This is a genomic window from Arenibacter sp. P308M17, from assembly GCF_003426735.1.
Classification (GTDB): Bacteria; Bacteroidota; Bacteroidia; order Flavobacteriales; family Flavobacteriaceae; genus Arenibacter.
Genome location: NZ_QVON01000008.1, coordinates 1 through 18,233, shown reverse-complemented (window position 1 = coordinate 18,233; position 18,233 = coordinate 1). Strand labels below are relative to the sequence as shown.

Here is an 18,233-nt window from a genome sequence, read left to right as displayed (position 1 = left end):
GGTTTAATGATTGCCATTCATAGCGTATCAGCACCATTGAAAGCGCAAAACAATACTTCCTATTGGCAACAGAATGTGGATTATTCCATGGAGGTAAACGTGGACGTTGAAAAATATTTATACAACGGAACCCAAAAATTGGTCTATACCAATAACTCCCCCGATGAACTTAGTAGAGTATTCTATCATCTTTATTTCAATGCCTTTCAACCTGGCAGTGAAATGGATATGCGTTTGCAAAGCATTGCCGATCCGGATGGCAGGATGATGACAGACGGGAAAAGTAGGATTGCAAGCCTTGGTCCTGAAGAAATAGGATATCTCCGGGTTACTTCCCTAACCCAGGACAACCAGGCCGTTTCCTATGTGGAAGAAGGAACCATTTTGGTTGTCGAGTTGAACAAACCTATTCCCTCCGGTGGGAAAACTACTTTTGACATGACCTTTAATGGGCAAATACCGTTACAAATAAGGCGAAGTGGTAGAAACAGCAGTGAAGGGGTAGCACTATCCATGAGTCAATGGTACCCAAAATTAGCGGAATACGATTTTGAAGGTTGGCATGCCGATCCCTATATTGCCCGCGAATTTCATGGAGTATGGGGCAATTTTGATGTTAAGCTGACCTTGGACAAGAATTATGTAGTTGGAGGTACGGGATATTTACAAAATCCGGAAGAGATAGGCCATGGTTATGAAACACCGGGGTCAAAAATAAAAAAGACCAAGGGCAAAACCCTTACTTGGCATTTCAAGGCCCCAATGGTCCACGATTTTATGTGGGCTGCCGATCCGGACTACATTCACGATACCTTAAAGGTAGAAAATGGACCAATGCTCCATTTTTTATACAAAAACGACAAGGAAATTATAGAAAATTGGAAAAAACTTCAGTCAAAAACGGCCGAGGCCATGCAATTTTTTAATAAGAATATAGGCGAATATCCCTATGAACAATACTCTGTGATACAAGGAGGCGATGGTGGCATGGAATATGCCATGAGCACCTTGATTACAGGCGGTAGAAACTTTGGAAGCCTGGTAGGTGTCATGGTCCATGAAATGGCACATTCCTGGTTTCAACATGTATTGGCGAGCAACGAATCCAAACACGAATGGATGGATGAAGGCTTTACCACGTTTATTTCCAGTTTATGTATGGACCAGATTATGGACCAAAAAAAGGAGAATCCCTTCGCCAGTTCCTATGAAGGGTATTATAATTTGGTGGCTTCAGGGAAAGAACAGCCCCAAACGACACATTCCGATAGATATGGTCTAAATTTTGCCTATGGGATTGCCGCTTATAGCAAAGGGGCTATCTTCCTGTCCCAATTGGGCTATATCATAGGTCAGGATAAGCTTATGGAAACCCTGAGAAAATATTATGAAGATTTTAAATTTAAACATCCAACCCCAAACGATATAAAAAGAACCGCCGAAAAGGTTTCAGGTATGGAGTTAGATTGGTACCTTACCGATTGGACGCAAACTACAAACACTATAGACTACGGAATTAAGACGGTAGAGGCAGATGGACAAAAAACCACGGTACGCTTGGAACGAATTGGCCTTATGCCCATGCCCATAGATATTTTGGTACTTTACCATGACGGTACCCAAGAAACATTTTACACTCCCTTGCGTATGATGCGTGGAGAAAAAGAAAATCCTTATCCCAATTTTAAAAGAACCGTATTAGAAGATTGGCCCTGGGCATATTCCAACTATGACTTTAGCCTGAATAAACCGCTCAATGAGGTTAAGGCCGTTGTTTTGGACCCATCCCAACTAATGGCAGATATAAATGAAGCAAACAATGTCTGGCAGGGGACTCCTTAATTTTTGAATATTGTCTACAACAAATGAATTAGCTCGACGCAGAGCGTACGAGGTATCAGAATCAAGACCGCTACGCTACAAGAACCAAGATACAAGACAAAATAATCCAATGTTGTGCATCGTGTACTGCACCCGAGGCTCTGTCTCGGGGATTTCTATTGATTAAATAACATCACTAACCTTGGTATACCGGCCATAAATTGTCCCCTTGAGGGGACCTTAGGGGTGTAAAACGTAGGTCTATCACTTGATTTTCCATTCTTTGAAAAAACAATAGTATCTTTATGGAATGTCCCCTTGAGGGGGCCTTAGGGGTATAAAAACAATATCGATAAATAGATTGCTTAATTTTTGAAAAACAAAATTATTCCATATAACCCCCTTTTAAAGGAATTTGCTCGGCAACTCCGAAAAAACAGTACTCTGGCGGAAGTCCTGCTCTGGCAAAAAATCAAACAAAGTGGATTGGGAGTAGAGTTTCATAGGCAAGTTCCACTACTGGATTTTATTGTGGATTTTTATTGTTATGAAATTGGCCTAATTATAGAAATCGATGGTTCCCTGCACGACTACAAATATGATCAAGATGCAAAAGGGCAGGGCCTGTTGGAGACATATGGAGTTGAATTTATTCGCTTTACGGATAGCGAAATAAAAGAGAACATCTCCGGTGTTATGATAGCCCTTGAAAAAAAAGTGAAGGAGTACACAAAAGCTAAAAATCTTAGCTCTACCAATAAAATTAAACCAAATACTGTACTACTCCGGGAAGGGCCATCCAAAAAGCAAAAAACGACACCCTTAATCCCGATAGCTACCGGGACCTCTGGGGACAATTCAATTAAGGTCCATAACGACTTTAATTTCCCAAAAAAAGAAAAACTAAAGAGCAAAAAACTCATTGAACAGTTGTTTGCGGAAGGGATCGCTATTACCCATTATCCATTAAAACTTGTTTATCTAAAAACCAGCTTTGAAGATGGTTCCAAATGTAAAATAGGGGTAACCGCATCCAAAAGAAATTTTAAGAGTGCCGTAAAAAGAAATCGTATCAAGAGATTGATGCGGGAAAGCTATAGGTTGAACAAACACCTAATTTTTAACAACATAGAAGATAACTTTGCGTTTATGTTTTTATACCTTGGTAAGGAGATGCCCTCGCAATCCAAAATAACGGATACCATGATTCCCTTAATGCGGAAATTTGTAGATAAAATTGCAAAGGGCAACAAATAATTACTATAATTTAAACGTGTGAAACCCTCATTGAGGGATTTAGTTTGATTATGGTAATTGCTCCACAAAAGGACATGAATAAAGCAGAGACCTTAGACGCTTGCGCGTTTTTGTAAATTATTATACTAAAAATAAATCATTTAGCATATTTTTATTCGAATGAAAAAAATATTAAAAAGGCGGTTGCTTATTCCCATTATCGCCATCATCTTGCTAATTGCAGGAAGTAGTTTTAAGAGCGATTTTTTTGAGATTGCCAAACAGATCGAAATTTTTACCACCCTGTTCAAAGAATTGAACATGAATTATGTGGATGAAACCAATCCTGCGGAATTAATGGATACGGCCATTAAGAATATGTTGCAAGATCTGGATCCGTATACCAAATTCCTTAATGAACAAGATGTTGAGTCCTTTAAAATAAATAATGCAGGCGAATATTCAGGTATTGGGGCGGTGGTCCGGAGTTATAAGGACAAAGTGGTTATCGTTGAACCCTATAAAGGTTATCCGGCAGATAAGGCAGGCCTCAAAGCAGGGGATGAAATTATTAAGATTGGTGATATTGCCATTGCGGACGTTAAGGATGACGCCGACGAACTTTTAAAAGGAGCCAATAATACCAGTGTAAGCATTACCTATAGGAGGCAGGGAGAAACCAGATCCACAACAGTAAACAGGGAATCTATAGAAGTCGATGCCGTTCCCTATTATAAAATGATAAAGGAGAATACCGGCTATATAGTTTTGTCCAAATTCAATAAAAAAGCTTCGGAACAAACCAAGAAAGCACTGCTCGACCTAAAAAATGATGGTGCCAAAAAAATTATTTTGGACCTAAGGGACAACCCCGGTGGTCTACTGACCGAGGCCATCAATGTAACCAATCTTTTTATTCCAAAGGGAGAACTTGTGGTAACCACCAAGTCCAAGGTAAAGAAATTCAACAGGGAATATAAAACCACCAACCAACCCGTAGATACGGAAATACCGTTGGTTGTATTGGTCAATGGTAGAAGTGCATCGGCCAGCGAAATTGTCTCGGGAAGTCTCCAGGATCTGGACCGTGCCGTTATAGTAGGTGCCAGGAGTTTTGGCAAGGGATTGGTACAACGCCCTTTAAAACTTACCTATGGCACCCAATTAAAGGTCACTATCTCCAGATATTATACCGCTTCGGGTAGGTGCATACAATCCTTGGATTATTGGAATAGGGATGAGAATGGAAATGCCGTTAAAAATACCCAGTACAGAGATTTTAAAACCAGAAACGGGCGAAAAGTCCAAGATGGTGGCGGTGTTCTGCCCGATATAGAAATTGTTGAGGCCAAAACAAATCCCCTTACCCAGGCCCTATTGTCGGGCAATGTTATTTTCGACTACGCCACCGATTTCTATTATAATAACAAAGTGGAAAATGTATTGGACTTCCATTATAAGGATAGCGATTTTGTATCTTTCAAAAATTTTGTCTCCAAAAGCAATTTTGATTTTGAGACCAAGGCCGAAAAAGCATTAAAAGAGGCCATGTCGGAAGAGGAAAGCAGTATTTATGGCAATGAGGTTACGGAACAGTATAAAGCACTTATGTTGGAGATGGATAAAAACAAACTGATGGCATTGGATAAATACCAGGCAGAAATCCAAAAGAATTTGGAGGATGAAATCCTTAAACGCTATTTCTACAGAGAAGGTCTTTATGATTATCATTTACAAAATGACGAGGCCATTATGGCCGCTACCGTACTATTGAAAGACAATACGAAATATACCAACATTCTTAACTAATGTTATGTTAAGCGTGAATAACTATTCGATTGCTGGATTAATAGACTTTAGATGCTTGATATTAGATGTTAGATTTAGAATTGATAACTTTGAACCTGAAACCTTGAATTTTAAAGCTGCCAACTGAAGACCAATTTATCTCCCTGTTCTCAATACTATGTACTCAATAAAAAATTGGTATTACACTTCTATATCTTAAAGTAAACTTTTTTCTGATCCAAAAAGTAGGTAATATACCAAAACATAAAGAGTACAACCAAAGAATTTAGGACCAATATTAATCCTTCCTGTACCCCTAAGGGGGCCAATATTCCCTTGGTAAATATAAGACCAAAGCTCCTAAACCATTGTGACCCTACGGTTTCGGCAAACAAATAAATAAATATGGAATTGGTCCCGACAACGGCAAAAATATTCAGCCATTTATTCTTATGATCTTTGATATCTATCCACCAATAAAACAAGGCCAGGGCCAGCAGGGCCCATCCCCCCGATGCCAATGTAAACGAGGTAGTTGCTATTCGTTTAATAATAGGTGTTACTCCCAGAAGATCCATCCCATAACCCAAGAGAAGCAAAGCAGCTCCCCACATTAATAGGGAATTCAATTTCTCTTTTGCGGTTCTGTTGGTAAGCAATAATTGCCCGCAAATTACACCCATTACCGTGTGGACCGCGGTTGGTAAAAAGTTGATGAACACCCATCCCCCACCGTTAATTTTACCCATTACCAACATATCTACCCAAGACCCAAAACTCTGGCCTTGATTATAGGGGTCCTGTGGGTTATACCCCCGATAAAGAATTTCGGTAAGTATCAAAATTCCAAAGCAAGTTAGAATCTGTGTACGGTGGGGAAGATTCATTATAGCATAGGCAATAAGAATGGTAAAGGCCAATTGCACCAACACATTCCAAAGTTCCCAAACCAATGCCTGACTGTACACACAGTGTAACAATACACCGAAACTAAAAAGCAAAAAACATCTTCTAAGGATATGTTTGGTTACCGACTTTCTTGTTCCGGTAGCTAAGCGTTTTCTTAACGAAAATGGCATGGCTACCCCCACTATGAACATAAAAAAAGGTTGTATTAGGTCCCAGAACCGCAAGCCGTTCCAGGGATGATGGTGCAACTGTTCCGCCAATGGATGCAAAACACTGTTGTTTTCTGTATAGTCCCCGAAGCTACCGTGAAAACCGGCTGCCTCGGCAATTAGTAAAAACATGGTCAATCCGCGAAATACGTCCAGGGAAAATAGCCTTTTGGAAAGGTTGGTCGATTCGTTTGTCATTTTTATTGGTGGTTGATTTTTTGGCTGGAACAATGTAGTGATTTTCTTTAGACATTCATAAAATATTGTGAATGATAGATAATTATACCATCGCAGTTAATGCCCAACCCAGTTCCCAATAAGTAAAAATTACGGGCATTTTGGCAGCCTGACCATTCCCTTTCTAAATTTTTTAATTATTTTTCGCTTATATAACAATTAAAAATGAAAAGCAAATTTTACTTCCTTATAGCCATATTTATTTTTCTTTGCTTGGGATACAAACCTAAAGAGCCCAAAATATTAATCATAGGCGACTCTATTTCCATGGGCTATTTTTCAAAGGTAAAAGAAGCACTAGCCACTAAGGCGATAGTACTGCACAATCCGGGAAATGCCCAACATACAGGAACGAGATTGAAAAAAATCAAGGATTGGATTGGAAAGGAAGATTGGGATATTATTCAATTTAACCAGGGGTTGTGGAATCTATGGCAATAGGGATAAAATTAAGGGTACTATAACCTATCTTCTACAAGCCTATGGACAAAACTTGGAAGAGTTGGAGCGTATTCTTAAAGCTAATACCCCAGCTAAATTGATATTTGTAACAACTACCTATGTTCCGGTTAATGAGTCAGATAGATTTTTTGAAGATGTACCCAAATACAATGAAATTGCAAAAACCGTAATGAAAAAAAATGGCGTAATTGTTAACGATATCTACCAAAAATATATTGCCATCCACCTTAAAAATGGTTTGAGGGATAATGACGTTCATTATAATAAGGATGGATACAAAGAACTTAACGAACTAATTGCTCCCATGTTAAATAAAGCCTTGGAAAAGTTATAAGTAAACACCCATTTTATTTCTGCAACCCGGAACAGTGGCAATTTAAGATGTTGAATCTATTTGGGAAACAAGGATGGTTAAGATTTCAAAAAATATAAGATCATAGTATAGCCCCTTAGTTATTAAAAATTAATTAATTTAAGCGATTAAACCACCAACGATGTCGCTTAATAACACAAAGCATATATCAATAATAACCTTTGCAGCAATTTTTTTAATAAGTTGTAACCTTGATAATTCCGCCAAAACCGACTCCAATAAATACAGAGGTTGGTCCTCCTATTTAGGCGGGCCGGACCGCAACCACTATTCCACCCTTTCACAAATAACCCTAGAAAATGTTACCCAATTGAAGATGGCCTGGTCCTATTCGGCTCCTGATAGTGGTCAAATGCAAATGAATCCAATAGTAGTGGACACTATTTTGTACGGGGTTACGGCAGCCTTAAGGGCAGTAGCACTGGACGCGGGTACTGGCAAGGAAATATGGCGATTTGGGGATACCTTAAACCTAGAGCGTGCTACCAGCCGAGGAATGGCCTATTGGGAAAAGAATGATGATAAACGTATTCTATTTACCCAAGGAACACACCTTTTTGCCTTGAATGCCTTAACGGGTACGCCAATTTCTTCTTTCGGGGAAAATGGTAAAGTTGACCTTCACTCAGGATTGCCCTCTAGTGCAAAAGATAAGTTTGTAAGTTCCAACACTCCGGGAACGGTTTATAAAGATTTAATTGTAATGCCCATTCGGCTATCTGAAGGTCGCGGAGCGGCCCCAGGAGATATTATGGCGTTTAATGTTATAACGGGCCAGTTGGAATGGGTCTTCCATACCATACCCTATCCCGGTGAGTCTGGTAACGAAACATGGGAAGACCCGGAAAGCTATAAGAGCGACATTGTAGGCGCCGCTAACAATTGGGCTGGTATGGCCTTGGATGAGGAAACCGGAATCCTGTATGTACCAACAGGATCCGCAGCGCCCGATTTTTTTGGTGGCGACAGAAAAGGGAGTAATCTTTATGCCAATACTTTATTGGCTCTGAACGCGCAAACAGGAAAGCTCCTATGGCACTATCAATTCACCCACCATGACCTTTGGGATAGAGATCCGCCGGCACCTCCCAACCTGTTGACCATTAACAGGGAAGGGCAAAAAATTGCCGCAGTAGCACAGGTGACCAAACAGGGATTTGTATTTCTTTTCAACAGGGCCACAGGAGAGCCTTTGTTTGATATTGAGGAAATACCAGTACCCCCATCCACTTTAGAAGGAGAAAAAACGTGGGCAACACAACCTTTTCCCACCAAGCCCAAGCCTTTTGCAAGACAATCCAATTTATTAACCGACAAAGACCTTAGTCCTTACGCCGAAAACAAAGAGGAATTATTAGCCCTGTTCAATAATGCGGACAAGAGAATCTATGCACCCCCAAGTTTGGATCCAGTACTACTTCTTCCCGGATATGATGGGGCTGCAGAATGGGGCGGTGCCGCTGCTGATCCAGAAGAAGGCATTTTATATGTAAATTCCAATGAAATGGCCTGGTTCCTTCAAATGAAAAAAGATACACTGGATACTAACATGGCTTTAGGGAAATATACTTATAATAAATATTGCATTGTCTGCCATCAAAAAGATATGAAGGGCGATGTGGCTAGTGGATACCCATCCCTTATAGACTTAAAACGGACCCATGGGAAAGAAGCGGTTGCCCTGACCATTAAAAAAGGAAAAGGAATGATGACCGGTTTTCCACAAATTAAAAAAGCGGAAATGAACGCTTTGTTACAGTTTTTGTATGGAGAAGAGATGCTAAAAGATGAAATTAATAATGTTGTAAAACCTATTGAAACAACTTATAAGCACACCGGATATAAAAAATTCCTGGACAGTAATGGACTACCGGCTATTTCACCGCCATGGGGAACATTACATGCCATAGACTTAAATTCTGGAGATTACATTTGGTCCATTCCATTTGGGGAAACTATGAGCCTAAAAGAAAAGGGATTTCCACAAACAGGTTCTGAAAATTATGGAGGCGCCATAGTTACCGAAAACGGACTTTTATTTATCGGTGCCACAAAAGATGGATACTTTAGAGCTTTTAATAAAAAGAATGGAAAGTTACTTTGGGAATACAAACTCCCAGCACCTGCATTTGCAACTCCCGCCATGTATGAAGTAAACGGTAAACAGTTTATAGCCATTGCCTGTGGTGGCGAAAAATTGGGAACCGAAAAAGGCAACATGATCATTGCCTTCTCACTGGAATAAAAAATTAAGAAACCTTATTATCTAAGAAAATGAACAAACTAAAAACCCTTGTCGTAGGTTGTGGAAATATGGGTGTCTCCCATGCCAGGGCCTATCACCAACTAGATGAATTTGAAATTGTGGGCCTGGTAAGCCGTAAACCGGAAAGTAGGGAAAAATTATCCCAAGAATTGGGGGGAGTACCTACCTATGATAATTTTGATACCGGCCTACATGAAACCAAACCGGATGTAGTATCTATAAACACCTATCCGGACACCCATGCCGATTATGCTGGAAAAAGTCTTAAGGCAGGAGCGCATGTATTTGTAGAGAAACCTCTTGCCCTAACGGTAGGGGAGGCAGAGGAACTCGTGGCCTTGGCCAGGGAAAAAAACAGAAAAATGGTCGTCGGTTATATTTTAAGGGTGCATCCGTCATGGACAAAGTTTGTGGAAGTGGCCCGTACCCTTGGCAAACCCTTGGTAATGCGCATGAACCTAAACCAACAAAGTTCCGGGGACAAATGGTATACCCATAAACAACTCATGAATTCAATGTCGCCCATAGTGGATTGCGGTGTTCATTACGTAGATATTATGTGCTTAATGACCCAATCCACTCCCATTAGCGTCAGTGCCATTGGAGCTAATTTGAGTAAGGAAATAGATGGCAAGATGTACAATTATGGTCAATTACAGGTGCGTTTTAAAGACGGTTCCGTAGGCTGGTACGAGGCCGGATGGGGACCAATGATGAGTGAAACCGCAGTCTTTATCAAGGATGTTATTGGCCCAAAGGGAGCAGTTTCCATTTCGGACAAACCCAAGGACAGTTCCCAGGAAATTGAAGGGCATACAAAAACGGGCAGCCTACAACTTCATTACAGCGAATTGAACGAAGAAGGAAATTTTATAAAAAAAGACGACTTTATTAAAACCGAAGATGAGCCGGATCATGACGGACTTTGTTTACTGGAACAGGAATATTTGTTGAACGCCATTAAAAACGATATTGATCTGTCATCCCATTTAACGGATGCCATTAATAGTCTAAAAATAGTACTGGCCGCCGATGAATCCGTAAGAACCGGACAAACCGTTATACTTTAGTTTGCATTGTTTAAAAATTCCGAAATTCTATATCTTCATAACATTTAGTTATATTTATTAATTTCAAGGATTTGGAAAAAAGACATTAATTTTTATAAATAACGTGAGTTCGACATAAAAATATTTTCAATACATTGATTTAGAGTAAATTAAAAAATTGTTACGGTCCTCTCGAGACCCAAGAAATTTTATTTTTCAAGCGGATAAAATGACATAATTTCAAAAAGTTTATTTGGGGTTATATATTAAATATGGTATTGGTAGTGAGAGATATTTATAGGTTTCTGTTTTAAATTGAAGATTTCAAGGTCGTCATTTCGAATGCATATGAGAAACCGAAGGTTCAGCGAAGCTAAACCGAAGGTTCACGAATACCCCTAAAATAATATAGCATGAGCTAAATCGCACATCTAGCTCCCGGCCAGTATTTGTGACTTCTCGTCGTCCTGAAAAGGGACTCTGTCGAAGTGACTACCGTTGACGAATTCATATCATTAATATGGAGATTATTAAAAAGATGTCAATGGTAGCCTGCCCGTGCCGTTCAGGCGGGCGGAGTCGAGAGGTTATTTTACTGTAATGCTTTTACAATGAGGTCTCAACCCCCGCCCGAACGGACCGTTCGGATACGGGCGGGCGCTCGACCGGACAGATGTCATATAAACAACTGATATTAAATTAAATATATATCGAACTCACGTCAAATACCAACCATTAAAAGCATTAATTGATGATCCGGTATTTGATCAAAACAAATTTGTAAAACCATTATGAAGGAGCAACTTATTATTGAGAAAATTGAACTTTTTAAAGTCCCACCAAGGTGGCTATTTCTCAAGGTAACCACCAAGGAAGGCATTATTGGCTGGGGCGAGCCCGTGGTGGAAGGCAAGGCAGATACGGTAGCCGCCTGTGTAATGGAACTACAGCAATACATCATTGGAAAGTCGGCCACAAATATAGAAGACCTATGGCAAATACTCTATAGGGGAGGGTTTTACAGAGGTGGTCCCATCCTTATGAGCGCCATTTCCGGTATAGATCAGGCATTATGGGACATAAAGGGAAAATACCTTGGTGTTCCTGTCTACGATTTATTGGGCGGGGCAGTACGCCAAAAAATGAAAATGTACTGTTGGATCGGCGGGGATCATCCGGAGGTGTTGCTGGAGCAAGCCCACCAAAAGGTTAATGCCGGTTTCCAGGCGGTAAAAATGAACGCCACCGGGGGTATGGATTGGATTTCCACCTTGAAGGATGTAAAAAAGGTCTCCAACAACATTAGATTATTGAGAGAAGAATTCGGGACCGAATTGGACATAGGGCTCGATTTTCACGGCCGCGTACACAAAGGAATGGTGAAACGGCTCATAGATGAACTTGCCCCATATGAACCCATGTTTATTGAAGAACCGGTACTTAGCGAAAACAATGATGCGCTAAAGCATATCTATGCCTACACCAGTATCCCCATTGCCACTGGGGAGCGAATGTTCTCCCGTTGGGACTTTAAGAAAATTCTGGAAGAAGGGGTGGTCGATATCATTCAACCGGATCTTAGTCATGCTGGAGGTATTTCCGAAGTAAGGAGAATTGCAACTTTGGCCGAAGCCTATGATGTGGCCTTGGCCCCGCATTGTCCGTTAGGACCCATATCCTTGGCTTCGGCATTGCATATCGATTTTGTTTCGGCCAATGCCTTTATTCAGGAAAACAGTATTGGTATCCATTACAATCAGGGCTTTGACCTCTTGGACTATGTCCTAAATCCCGAAATTTTTAATATCAAGGATGGATATATTGATCTCTTTCAAAAACCCGGTCTAGGTGTTGAAATGAATGAGGAAAAATTAAGGGAAGGTCAGAAAATTGGCCATAATTGGTCTAATCCTATATGGCGGGGACCCGATGGAAACTTTAACGAGTGGTAAAATAATATCCGAAAAAAAACCATAATCAACCAAAAAAAACCATGAACTACCTTATCGCCTTAGTACTTTCCCTTGCCCTATTGATCATAGGAATCATTAAAATTAAGGTGCATCCCTTTTTTGTTCTCCTTTTCTCTGCCATAGCCTACGGTTTTATGACAGGAATGGATATAGAAGCTATAATAAGTTCCATCAATGATGGATTTGGGGATATTATGGGTAAAATAGGACTTATAATCCTGTTTGGGGTAACTATTGGCAAGGTTTTGGAAAAATCTGGTGGCGCTTTTGTCATTGCCTCAAGAATTTTAAGGCTTATTGGGGCCAAATCCATTCATTTGGCCATGTTGCTCACAGGCTATATTCTTTCCATACCTGTATTTGCGGATAGTGCGCTGCTCATTATGAACCCATTGAACAAGGTACTCTCCTCCAAGGCTGGTGTTTCCTTTGCCGGTACCACTGCTGCCCTTGCATTGGGATTGACCGCTTCGCATACCATGGTACCACCTACCCCCGGGCCTATTGCTGCTGCCGGTATTTTAGGCGCGGATTTGGGAAGTGTTATGATATGGGGCTTGTTGATCAGCAGTATTTCACTTATTCCCTGTTATTTCTTTGCCACCAAATTTGCATCTCGGATCAATGTCCCTATAACTCTCGAAACCATTACCACACAACAGGAACAACCTGCCCTTTGGAAGTCCTTATTGGCCATAATAATTCCCATTGTACTCATTATATTGAAGTCGGTCATGGATTATCCTGATTTTACTTTTCAACCTTCCCCCTTCAAAACGATAATATCCTTCTTGGGCACCCCTGTAATTGCCCTTTTGGTTGGCGTATTATTGACACTTGTATTGCCCAAAAAATTGGACGAAACCATTTTCTCCTCCACAGGTTGGTTTGGGGAATCGCTCAGGGAGGCGGCCCCAATAATTTTTATTACCGGGGCCGGAGGAATTTTTGGAAAGATGTTACAAAATTCGGGAATAGCAGACACTATTACGTCTGAATTTACAGGAATGGAGTTGGGCCTATTTTTGCCATTTCTATTGGCTGCCTGTCTAAAGACCACCCAGGGCTCATCTACAGTGGCCTTGGTAACAACGGCGTCCATCATTGCCCCATTAATGCCAGCCCTGGGCCTTAACGACCCCTTTATGGCCACTATGACGGTTTTGTCCATAGGCGCAGGGGCTTCTGTAGTATCTCATGTAAACGACAGCTTCTTTTGGGTGCTTACCCAACTTACGGGAATGAACGTAAAACAAGGATATCAGATCCAATCGGCCGGGACTTTTGTCCTAGGTGCCACCGCAATGACGGTTATCACTATCATCGTTAAAATAATGCACTAAAATGAAAAAAATAACTTCCATTATTATTGGTTCGGCCCTTTTGTTATGGGCATGTAAGGAAAACAATAAGAAAACCATATCCGCTGAAACCAACTCCTCTCCCCTATCCATTGAAATTTTGGATAATGAAGCGCTTCAGATCATAGATCCAAAATCTAAAATTGAAATTCTTGCCAGTGGCTTTGCCTGGACCGAGGGACCCCTATGGATTAAGGAAGGCAATTATTTGCTATTTTCGGATATCCCCAACAATAAAGTCTATAAGTTGGACCCAAAAAACAATGATACGGTCACCTACTTGAATCCCTCAGGATTTTCAGGGACCCATTTTACAGGTGAAGAACCGGGCTCCAATGGGCTTTTGCTTAATAAGGAAGGGGAGTTGGTGCTATTGCAGCACGGCAACCGCCAAGTGGCCAAAATGAATGCATCTTTAAGTTCTCCCTCATCCAATTTTACCAACCTGGTCAATTCTTACAAGGGCAAAAAATTGAACAGCCCCAATGATGCCACCTTCGATAAAAATGGCAACCTCTATTTTACCGATCCGCCCTATGGCCTGCCAAAAAGAATGGATGATGAAGGCAAGGAATTGGATTTTCAGGGAATTTATTGCCTAATGGCTACTGGGGAATTAATGCTGCTCGACACTATTTCCCGTCCCAACGGGATAGGGATATCCCCTGATGGCAATGTCCTCTATGTTGCAAATTCCGATCCGGAACATGCCGTGTGGTACCAATATCAGCTTTCGGAACCTGGAAAGGTAACCAATAAAAAACTTTTTTATGAGGTAACGGATCTAATTGGGAAAGAAGGACAACAAGGCCTGCCGGACGGATTAAAAATAAACAACAATGGCATTCTATTTGCTACGGGGCCCGGTGGAATATGGATCTTTAACTCCCAAGGGAAGGCCTTGGCCAGAATCCTAACAGGACAGGCTACGGCCAATTGCGCCTTTGATACGGATCAAAAAAAGTTATATATCACCGCGGACGATTATATAATGGCAGTAGATTTAAAATAGGTCAGTCCATAAAAACAGGGGTTTTGGCCAGCTCTATCAGTCCGTTCATGGGTTCTTTAAAATAACGATTGGAGCGCAAATATCTGTTTAGGTTATACGCGTCAAAGTTTGGGGCTTCCTTGTCCACACTGCTTATATGCACCCTTCCGGCAGAATGGATAAACTCATTGTTGCCAATCCACATTCCCACATGGATTACCCGTTCCTTGGTGGTATCCGTTGCCGGCTTTCCAAAGAACAATAAATCTCCCGGCTCCAATTTATCAAAATCCTTAACGGCATCTATCTTTGTGCCCGTATGTATTTGCTGGGATGCATCCCTTGGTAGCACAATCCCGTTTAAAAAATAAATGGTTTTGGTAAAACCGCTACAGTCTACTCCTTTTGTAGAGGTACCCCCCCATAAATAAGGGACGCCCATTAAAGTTTTGGAAGTATTTACCAAAGATTCCTGACTGGAATTCAATGTTGCAAGCCAAGTGTCGTAATCCATCGCCTCTTTTTTAAGGACATACGCCATTCTCCCATCCGGATAAGCCACATGATAAAATTCCTCTTCCTCCCCTATACGCTCCAAAACACCCCCTGCGACCATGTCGGATATAACCTGGGAAGCCGAATTTGGTTTGGTATAGGAATGACCCATAGTATTCAAGTAAATAATTTTTGGAGAGGAAATCCACTCCGTATATTTTTCATTTGACAATGGAGTTATTCCTCCCCCATCTACCCAGGATATATACTTATCCGGAGTCTGTATCAAAAACCACTCATCCTTTTCCTTAAAAATCTTGACAGGGGTACCCAGAGTGGCCTGGGTAACCAACTCTGATGAATGTGCCGGCTTGCCACGCAAATTGGCCACGGATATGGTAATAAGACCTTGTGTAAGACCATTTAAATGTGATGACGGCAATAATTGAATGCTATCCAAGAAATCTATGTTTTCCTCCGCCAATTTTCGCTTAAGGGCGGCAATAGCTTCCGGCAGGTTGGATTCCCCCTTAAGAATGGTTTCCTTACCTTCCCTAACATATTCAATATTAAAAATAGCTACCCTCCTGTCTGGCGCAAATTCTTGCTTTATATCTTCCATCATCGCTTTGATGGTTAGTTCATCCCTATCAAGCTTTTGTTCACAGGATATTAAAAGAAAAACTCCTGTAATCAGTATAAAATATATTCCCTTTCGGCAGCAATTCATATATAAAATCTAAGATGGTTAATACAAAAAAGTAATTGATACGTGGAAATTATTAAAACTTGAGGAATACAGGGCAACGAAATTCCATTTTATACTCTTTTAATTTCCTTTTTGGCCTTATTATCAGGCACGGAATGGAATTCCTTGGCAAGGAATGGATGATAAATTGATAGTAAGCGGTATGCTGATGGCTGTAAACAGTGAAATTTATTTTTTTGCAACTTTGGATACTTCAAATCCCAATGGGCAGGGTATCACCCTTTAACTGGATAATAAGTATAAGCAAACTTATATCCTTGATTTTGTTAAAATCGACATAAATAACTGTTAATCAACTTATTTATTTGCTTTTAATCGATTTTTTTCATAAATTACGATTATGATAAATATTGAAAAATCAGCAAACGAGGAATTCCTAAAGAAGTCGATTTCCCACTTGGAAGCGCACGGTTTTGAAAAAATCAAGGCGGATATTGAAGGTTATGATTGTCCAAAATCCTATTTAAAAAAAGGTAGCGACACCAAAATTACTCCGGATATTGTTGCCCTTAAAAATGGTAAAAAATACTATTTTGAGATTAGTTTAAAATCCGAAAGACCATTATTATTAAAATCCAAATGGTTGTTTTTGGATACTTTGAGCCGAATGAATTCCAATCGATTTAAGATTATCACGACTAAAGGGCACTATAAATTTACCGATAATATGTTGGAAGATATTAATTTAAGTGACAAAATGCCCATTAAAATATAAATTGTATTCATCATCCAAATAATACTGAGAGCTGTTAAAACAGCTCTTTTTTTATGGTATAAGGGATTGTTCCTAATCATTCCAACATGGGGAATACCATCCTCCAAATACTCTTCCCCAACCACCTTAAAACCAAGGGAAGTATAGAATTTGGTCAAATATTTTTGGGCAGAAATATATATGGCAGAAGGACCAAATTTTTTATGTATTGTATTAATGGAAGCTTTCATTATTTCCAATCCATATCCATACTGTCGTTCAGATTTCCGTACCAACACCCTTCCGATACTTGCCTCCCTAAAATAATCGCCCGGTTTAAATACCCTGGTATAGGCTACAATCCTTCCCTCCTTATAACCAATTATATGAAAGGCCAACTGATCTTTATGGTCCATATCCTGATATACACAATCTTGTTCCACAACAAATATCTCGCTACGTAATTGCAATACCTCATATAGTTCCTGCAACTCCAATTCCTGGAAAGTTTTTATTTCAATTTTCATATGTAGGTATTTACTGTTTTTTTAACGGTCATATGTAATTCGCATAACTTCATTTGGGCTGGAGACCAAATTTTGGTCATGCTCATTTCATATTTGGTTTACAAGCAATGAACTGGCTTAAGCTATTGGGGTATAATGAAATTTAGACAGTTTTTACCTCGTTGAAGGCTTTTTGACCCAGATATATTTAGAGAGTATAACATGGCTCTTAACCCGAAAACAAAAAAGGTAATGCAACGCCTATTTACAAGGAATCTTCTCAATTCTTCTTTCATGCCGACCGCCTTCAAAGGAAGTATTTAAGAATGTTTTCACCATTTCCAATGCCTGAGGCAAAGAAACGAATCTGGCAGGCAAACTTAAAATATTGGCATCATTATGCTCCCTGGCCAATTTTACTATTTCCGTTGTCCAACATAGAGCTGCCCTTATATTTTGATGTTTATTGGCAGTCATTGATACCCCATTGCCACTTCCGCAAATAATAATGCCCAAATCCGCATTTCCGTTCTCCACTTCTATGGCTACAGGATGTACAAAATCTGCATAATCAACACTATCGGACCCATCGGTACCATGATTTGTTACTTCTATACCCAAAGATTTCAACAAACCAACAATGGCAAGTTTATATTCCGTACCTGCATGATCATTACCTATAGCTATTTTCATTGTTCAATACTGACTATTAAAGACTAAATTACTTATTAGAGGAAACTCTGAAAAAAATTAGAAATCACTTAATTGGTAAAATAAATTTATATAAAAATAAGTAGTTCTTTTCAAACATATGTACAAATACCAAGGGTTTCCCCACAGAAACTGGGTTATTAACAACATTAATTATAAAAAAAATAAAAACCATTGTTACTTAGTCGTTTACCAATAATGACACATTGTTAACAAACTGCTTATAAAAAGTAAATAGTAAATTTTGATTATTGTTCTTAATTTTGCTTTACAAAATGTTACAGTAAATGAATAATTTACTTCTTAGATTCTTATAGAAAGATATTAAATATTTAAAAGAGGTAATTAACATTCCGGTAACATTAACTTTTCAATAATTTTAT

At 39.8% G+C, this 18,233-nt stretch carries 15 protein-coding genes; 11 read left to right on the top strand and 4 right to left on the bottom strand.

The window, feature by feature from the left end:
• The first annotated feature begins 6 nt into the window (after nucleotides 1-6).
• The 3 genes from D0S24_RS17335 to D0S24_RS17325 all read left to right on the top strand — a co-directional run bounded on the left by D0S24_RS17335 (nucleotide 7) and on the right by D0S24_RS17325 (nucleotide 4,866).
• Nucleotides 7-1,842: a M1 family metallopeptidase gene (locus D0S24_RS17335; protein WP_251795827.1), complete on the top strand. Its 1,836-nt coding sequence runs from the start codon at nucleotides 7-9 to the stop codon at nucleotides 1,840-1,842.
• A gap of 351 nt (nucleotides 1,843-2,193) precedes the next feature.
• Nucleotides 2,194-3,078, top strand: coding sequence for a ribonuclease P protein component (gene rnpA, locus D0S24_RS21420; RefSeq protein WP_309545106.1), 885 nt, complete (start codon nucleotides 2,194-2,196; stop codon nucleotides 3,076-3,078).
• Nucleotides 3,079-3,237: 159 nt separating this feature from the next.
• Nucleotides 3,238-4,866: a S41 family peptidase gene (locus D0S24_RS17325; RefSeq protein WP_117021093.1), complete on the top strand. Its 1,629-nt coding sequence runs from the start codon at nucleotides 3,238-3,240 to the stop codon at nucleotides 4,864-4,866.
• A 188-nt stretch (nucleotides 4,867-5,054) separates the two neighbouring features.
• On the opposite strand, the gene D0S24_RS17320 is transcribed toward D0S24_RS17325, so the two are convergent.
• A complete protein-coding gene (locus D0S24_RS17320) occupies nucleotides 5,055-6,161 on the bottom strand; it encodes an acyltransferase family protein (RefSeq protein ID WP_117021092.1) in 1,107 nt (368 codons plus the stop codon).
• 204 nt (nucleotides 6,162-6,365) lie between these two features.
• On the opposite strand from D0S24_RS17320, the gene D0S24_RS21255 reads away from it, so the two are divergent.
• From D0S24_RS21255 to D0S24_RS17290, 7 genes are all read left to right on the top strand, one after another.
• On the top strand, nucleotides 6,366-6,641 hold the full coding sequence (locus tag D0S24_RS21255) for a hypothetical protein (RefSeq protein ID WP_220377779.1): 276 nt from the start codon (nucleotides 6,366-6,368) through the stop codon (nucleotides 6,639-6,641).
• Nucleotides 6,642-6,693: 52 nt separating this feature from the next.
• The gene (locus D0S24_RS21250; RefSeq protein WP_220377778.1) at nucleotides 6,694-6,996 is read left to right on the top strand and encodes an SGNH/GDSL hydrolase family protein; all 303 of its coding nucleotides are present in this window, start codon (nucleotides 6,694-6,696) and stop codon (nucleotides 6,994-6,996) included.
• Nucleotides 6,997-7,156: 160 nt separating this feature from the next.
• A complete protein-coding gene (locus D0S24_RS17310; RefSeq protein WP_117021091.1) occupies nucleotides 7,157-9,280 on the top strand; it encodes a pyrroloquinoline quinone-dependent dehydrogenase in 2,124 nt (707 codons plus the stop codon).
• A gap of 29 nt (nucleotides 9,281-9,309) precedes the next feature.
• Nucleotides 9,310-10,371, top strand: a complete 1,062-nt coding sequence (locus D0S24_RS17305; RefSeq protein ID WP_117021090.1) for a Gfo/Idh/MocA family protein — start codon at nucleotides 9,310-9,312, stop codon at nucleotides 10,369-10,371.
• Nucleotides 10,372-11,141: 770 nt separating this feature from the next.
• Nucleotides 11,142-12,302 (top strand): galactonate dehydratase, encoded by a 1,161-nt coding sequence (dgoD, locus tag D0S24_RS17300; protein ID WP_117021089.1) that lies wholly within the window; start codon nucleotides 11,142-11,144, stop codon nucleotides 12,300-12,302.
• A gap of 41 nt (nucleotides 12,303-12,343) precedes the next feature.
• Nucleotides 12,344-13,666 (top strand): GntP family permease, encoded by a 1,323-nt coding sequence (locus D0S24_RS17295; protein ID WP_117021088.1) that lies wholly within the window; start codon nucleotides 12,344-12,346, stop codon nucleotides 13,664-13,666.
• A gap of 1 nt (nucleotide 13,667) precedes the next feature.
• Entirely contained in the window at nucleotides 13,668-14,696 is a 1,029-nt protein-coding gene (locus tag D0S24_RS17290) for an SMP-30/gluconolactonase/LRE family protein (RefSeq protein ID WP_117021087.1), read from the top strand.
• A 1-nt stretch (nucleotide 14,697) separates the two neighbouring features.
• On the opposite strand, the gene D0S24_RS17285 is transcribed toward D0S24_RS17290, so the two are convergent.
• The gene (locus D0S24_RS17285; RefSeq protein WP_117021086.1) at nucleotides 14,698-15,900 is read right to left on the bottom strand and encodes an SH3 domain-containing C40 family peptidase; all 1,203 of its coding nucleotides are present in this window, start codon (nucleotides 15,898-15,900) and stop codon (nucleotides 14,698-14,700) included.
• A gap of 379 nt (nucleotides 15,901-16,279) precedes the next feature.
• On the opposite strand from D0S24_RS17285, the gene D0S24_RS17280 reads away from it, so the two are divergent.
• Nucleotides 16,280-16,654, top strand: a complete 375-nt coding sequence (locus D0S24_RS17280) for a hypothetical protein (RefSeq protein WP_117021085.1) — start codon at nucleotides 16,280-16,282, stop codon at nucleotides 16,652-16,654.
• Here the strand turns inward: D0S24_RS17280 and D0S24_RS17275 are convergent.
• Nucleotides 16,588-17,160 (bottom strand): GNAT family N-acetyltransferase, encoded by a 573-nt coding sequence (locus D0S24_RS17275; RefSeq protein ID WP_117021084.1) that lies wholly within the window; start codon nucleotides 17,158-17,160, stop codon nucleotides 16,588-16,590. The two genes, D0S24_RS17280 and D0S24_RS17275, sit on opposite strands and share 67 nt — an antisense overlap.
• Before the next feature lie 240 nt (nucleotides 17,161-17,400).
• The gene (gene rpiB, locus D0S24_RS17270; protein ID WP_117021083.1) at nucleotides 17,401-17,832 is read right to left on the bottom strand and encodes a ribose 5-phosphate isomerase B; all 432 of its coding nucleotides are present in this window, start codon (nucleotides 17,830-17,832) and stop codon (nucleotides 17,401-17,403) included.
• Between the last annotated feature and the right edge of the window lie 401 nt (nucleotides 17,833-18,233).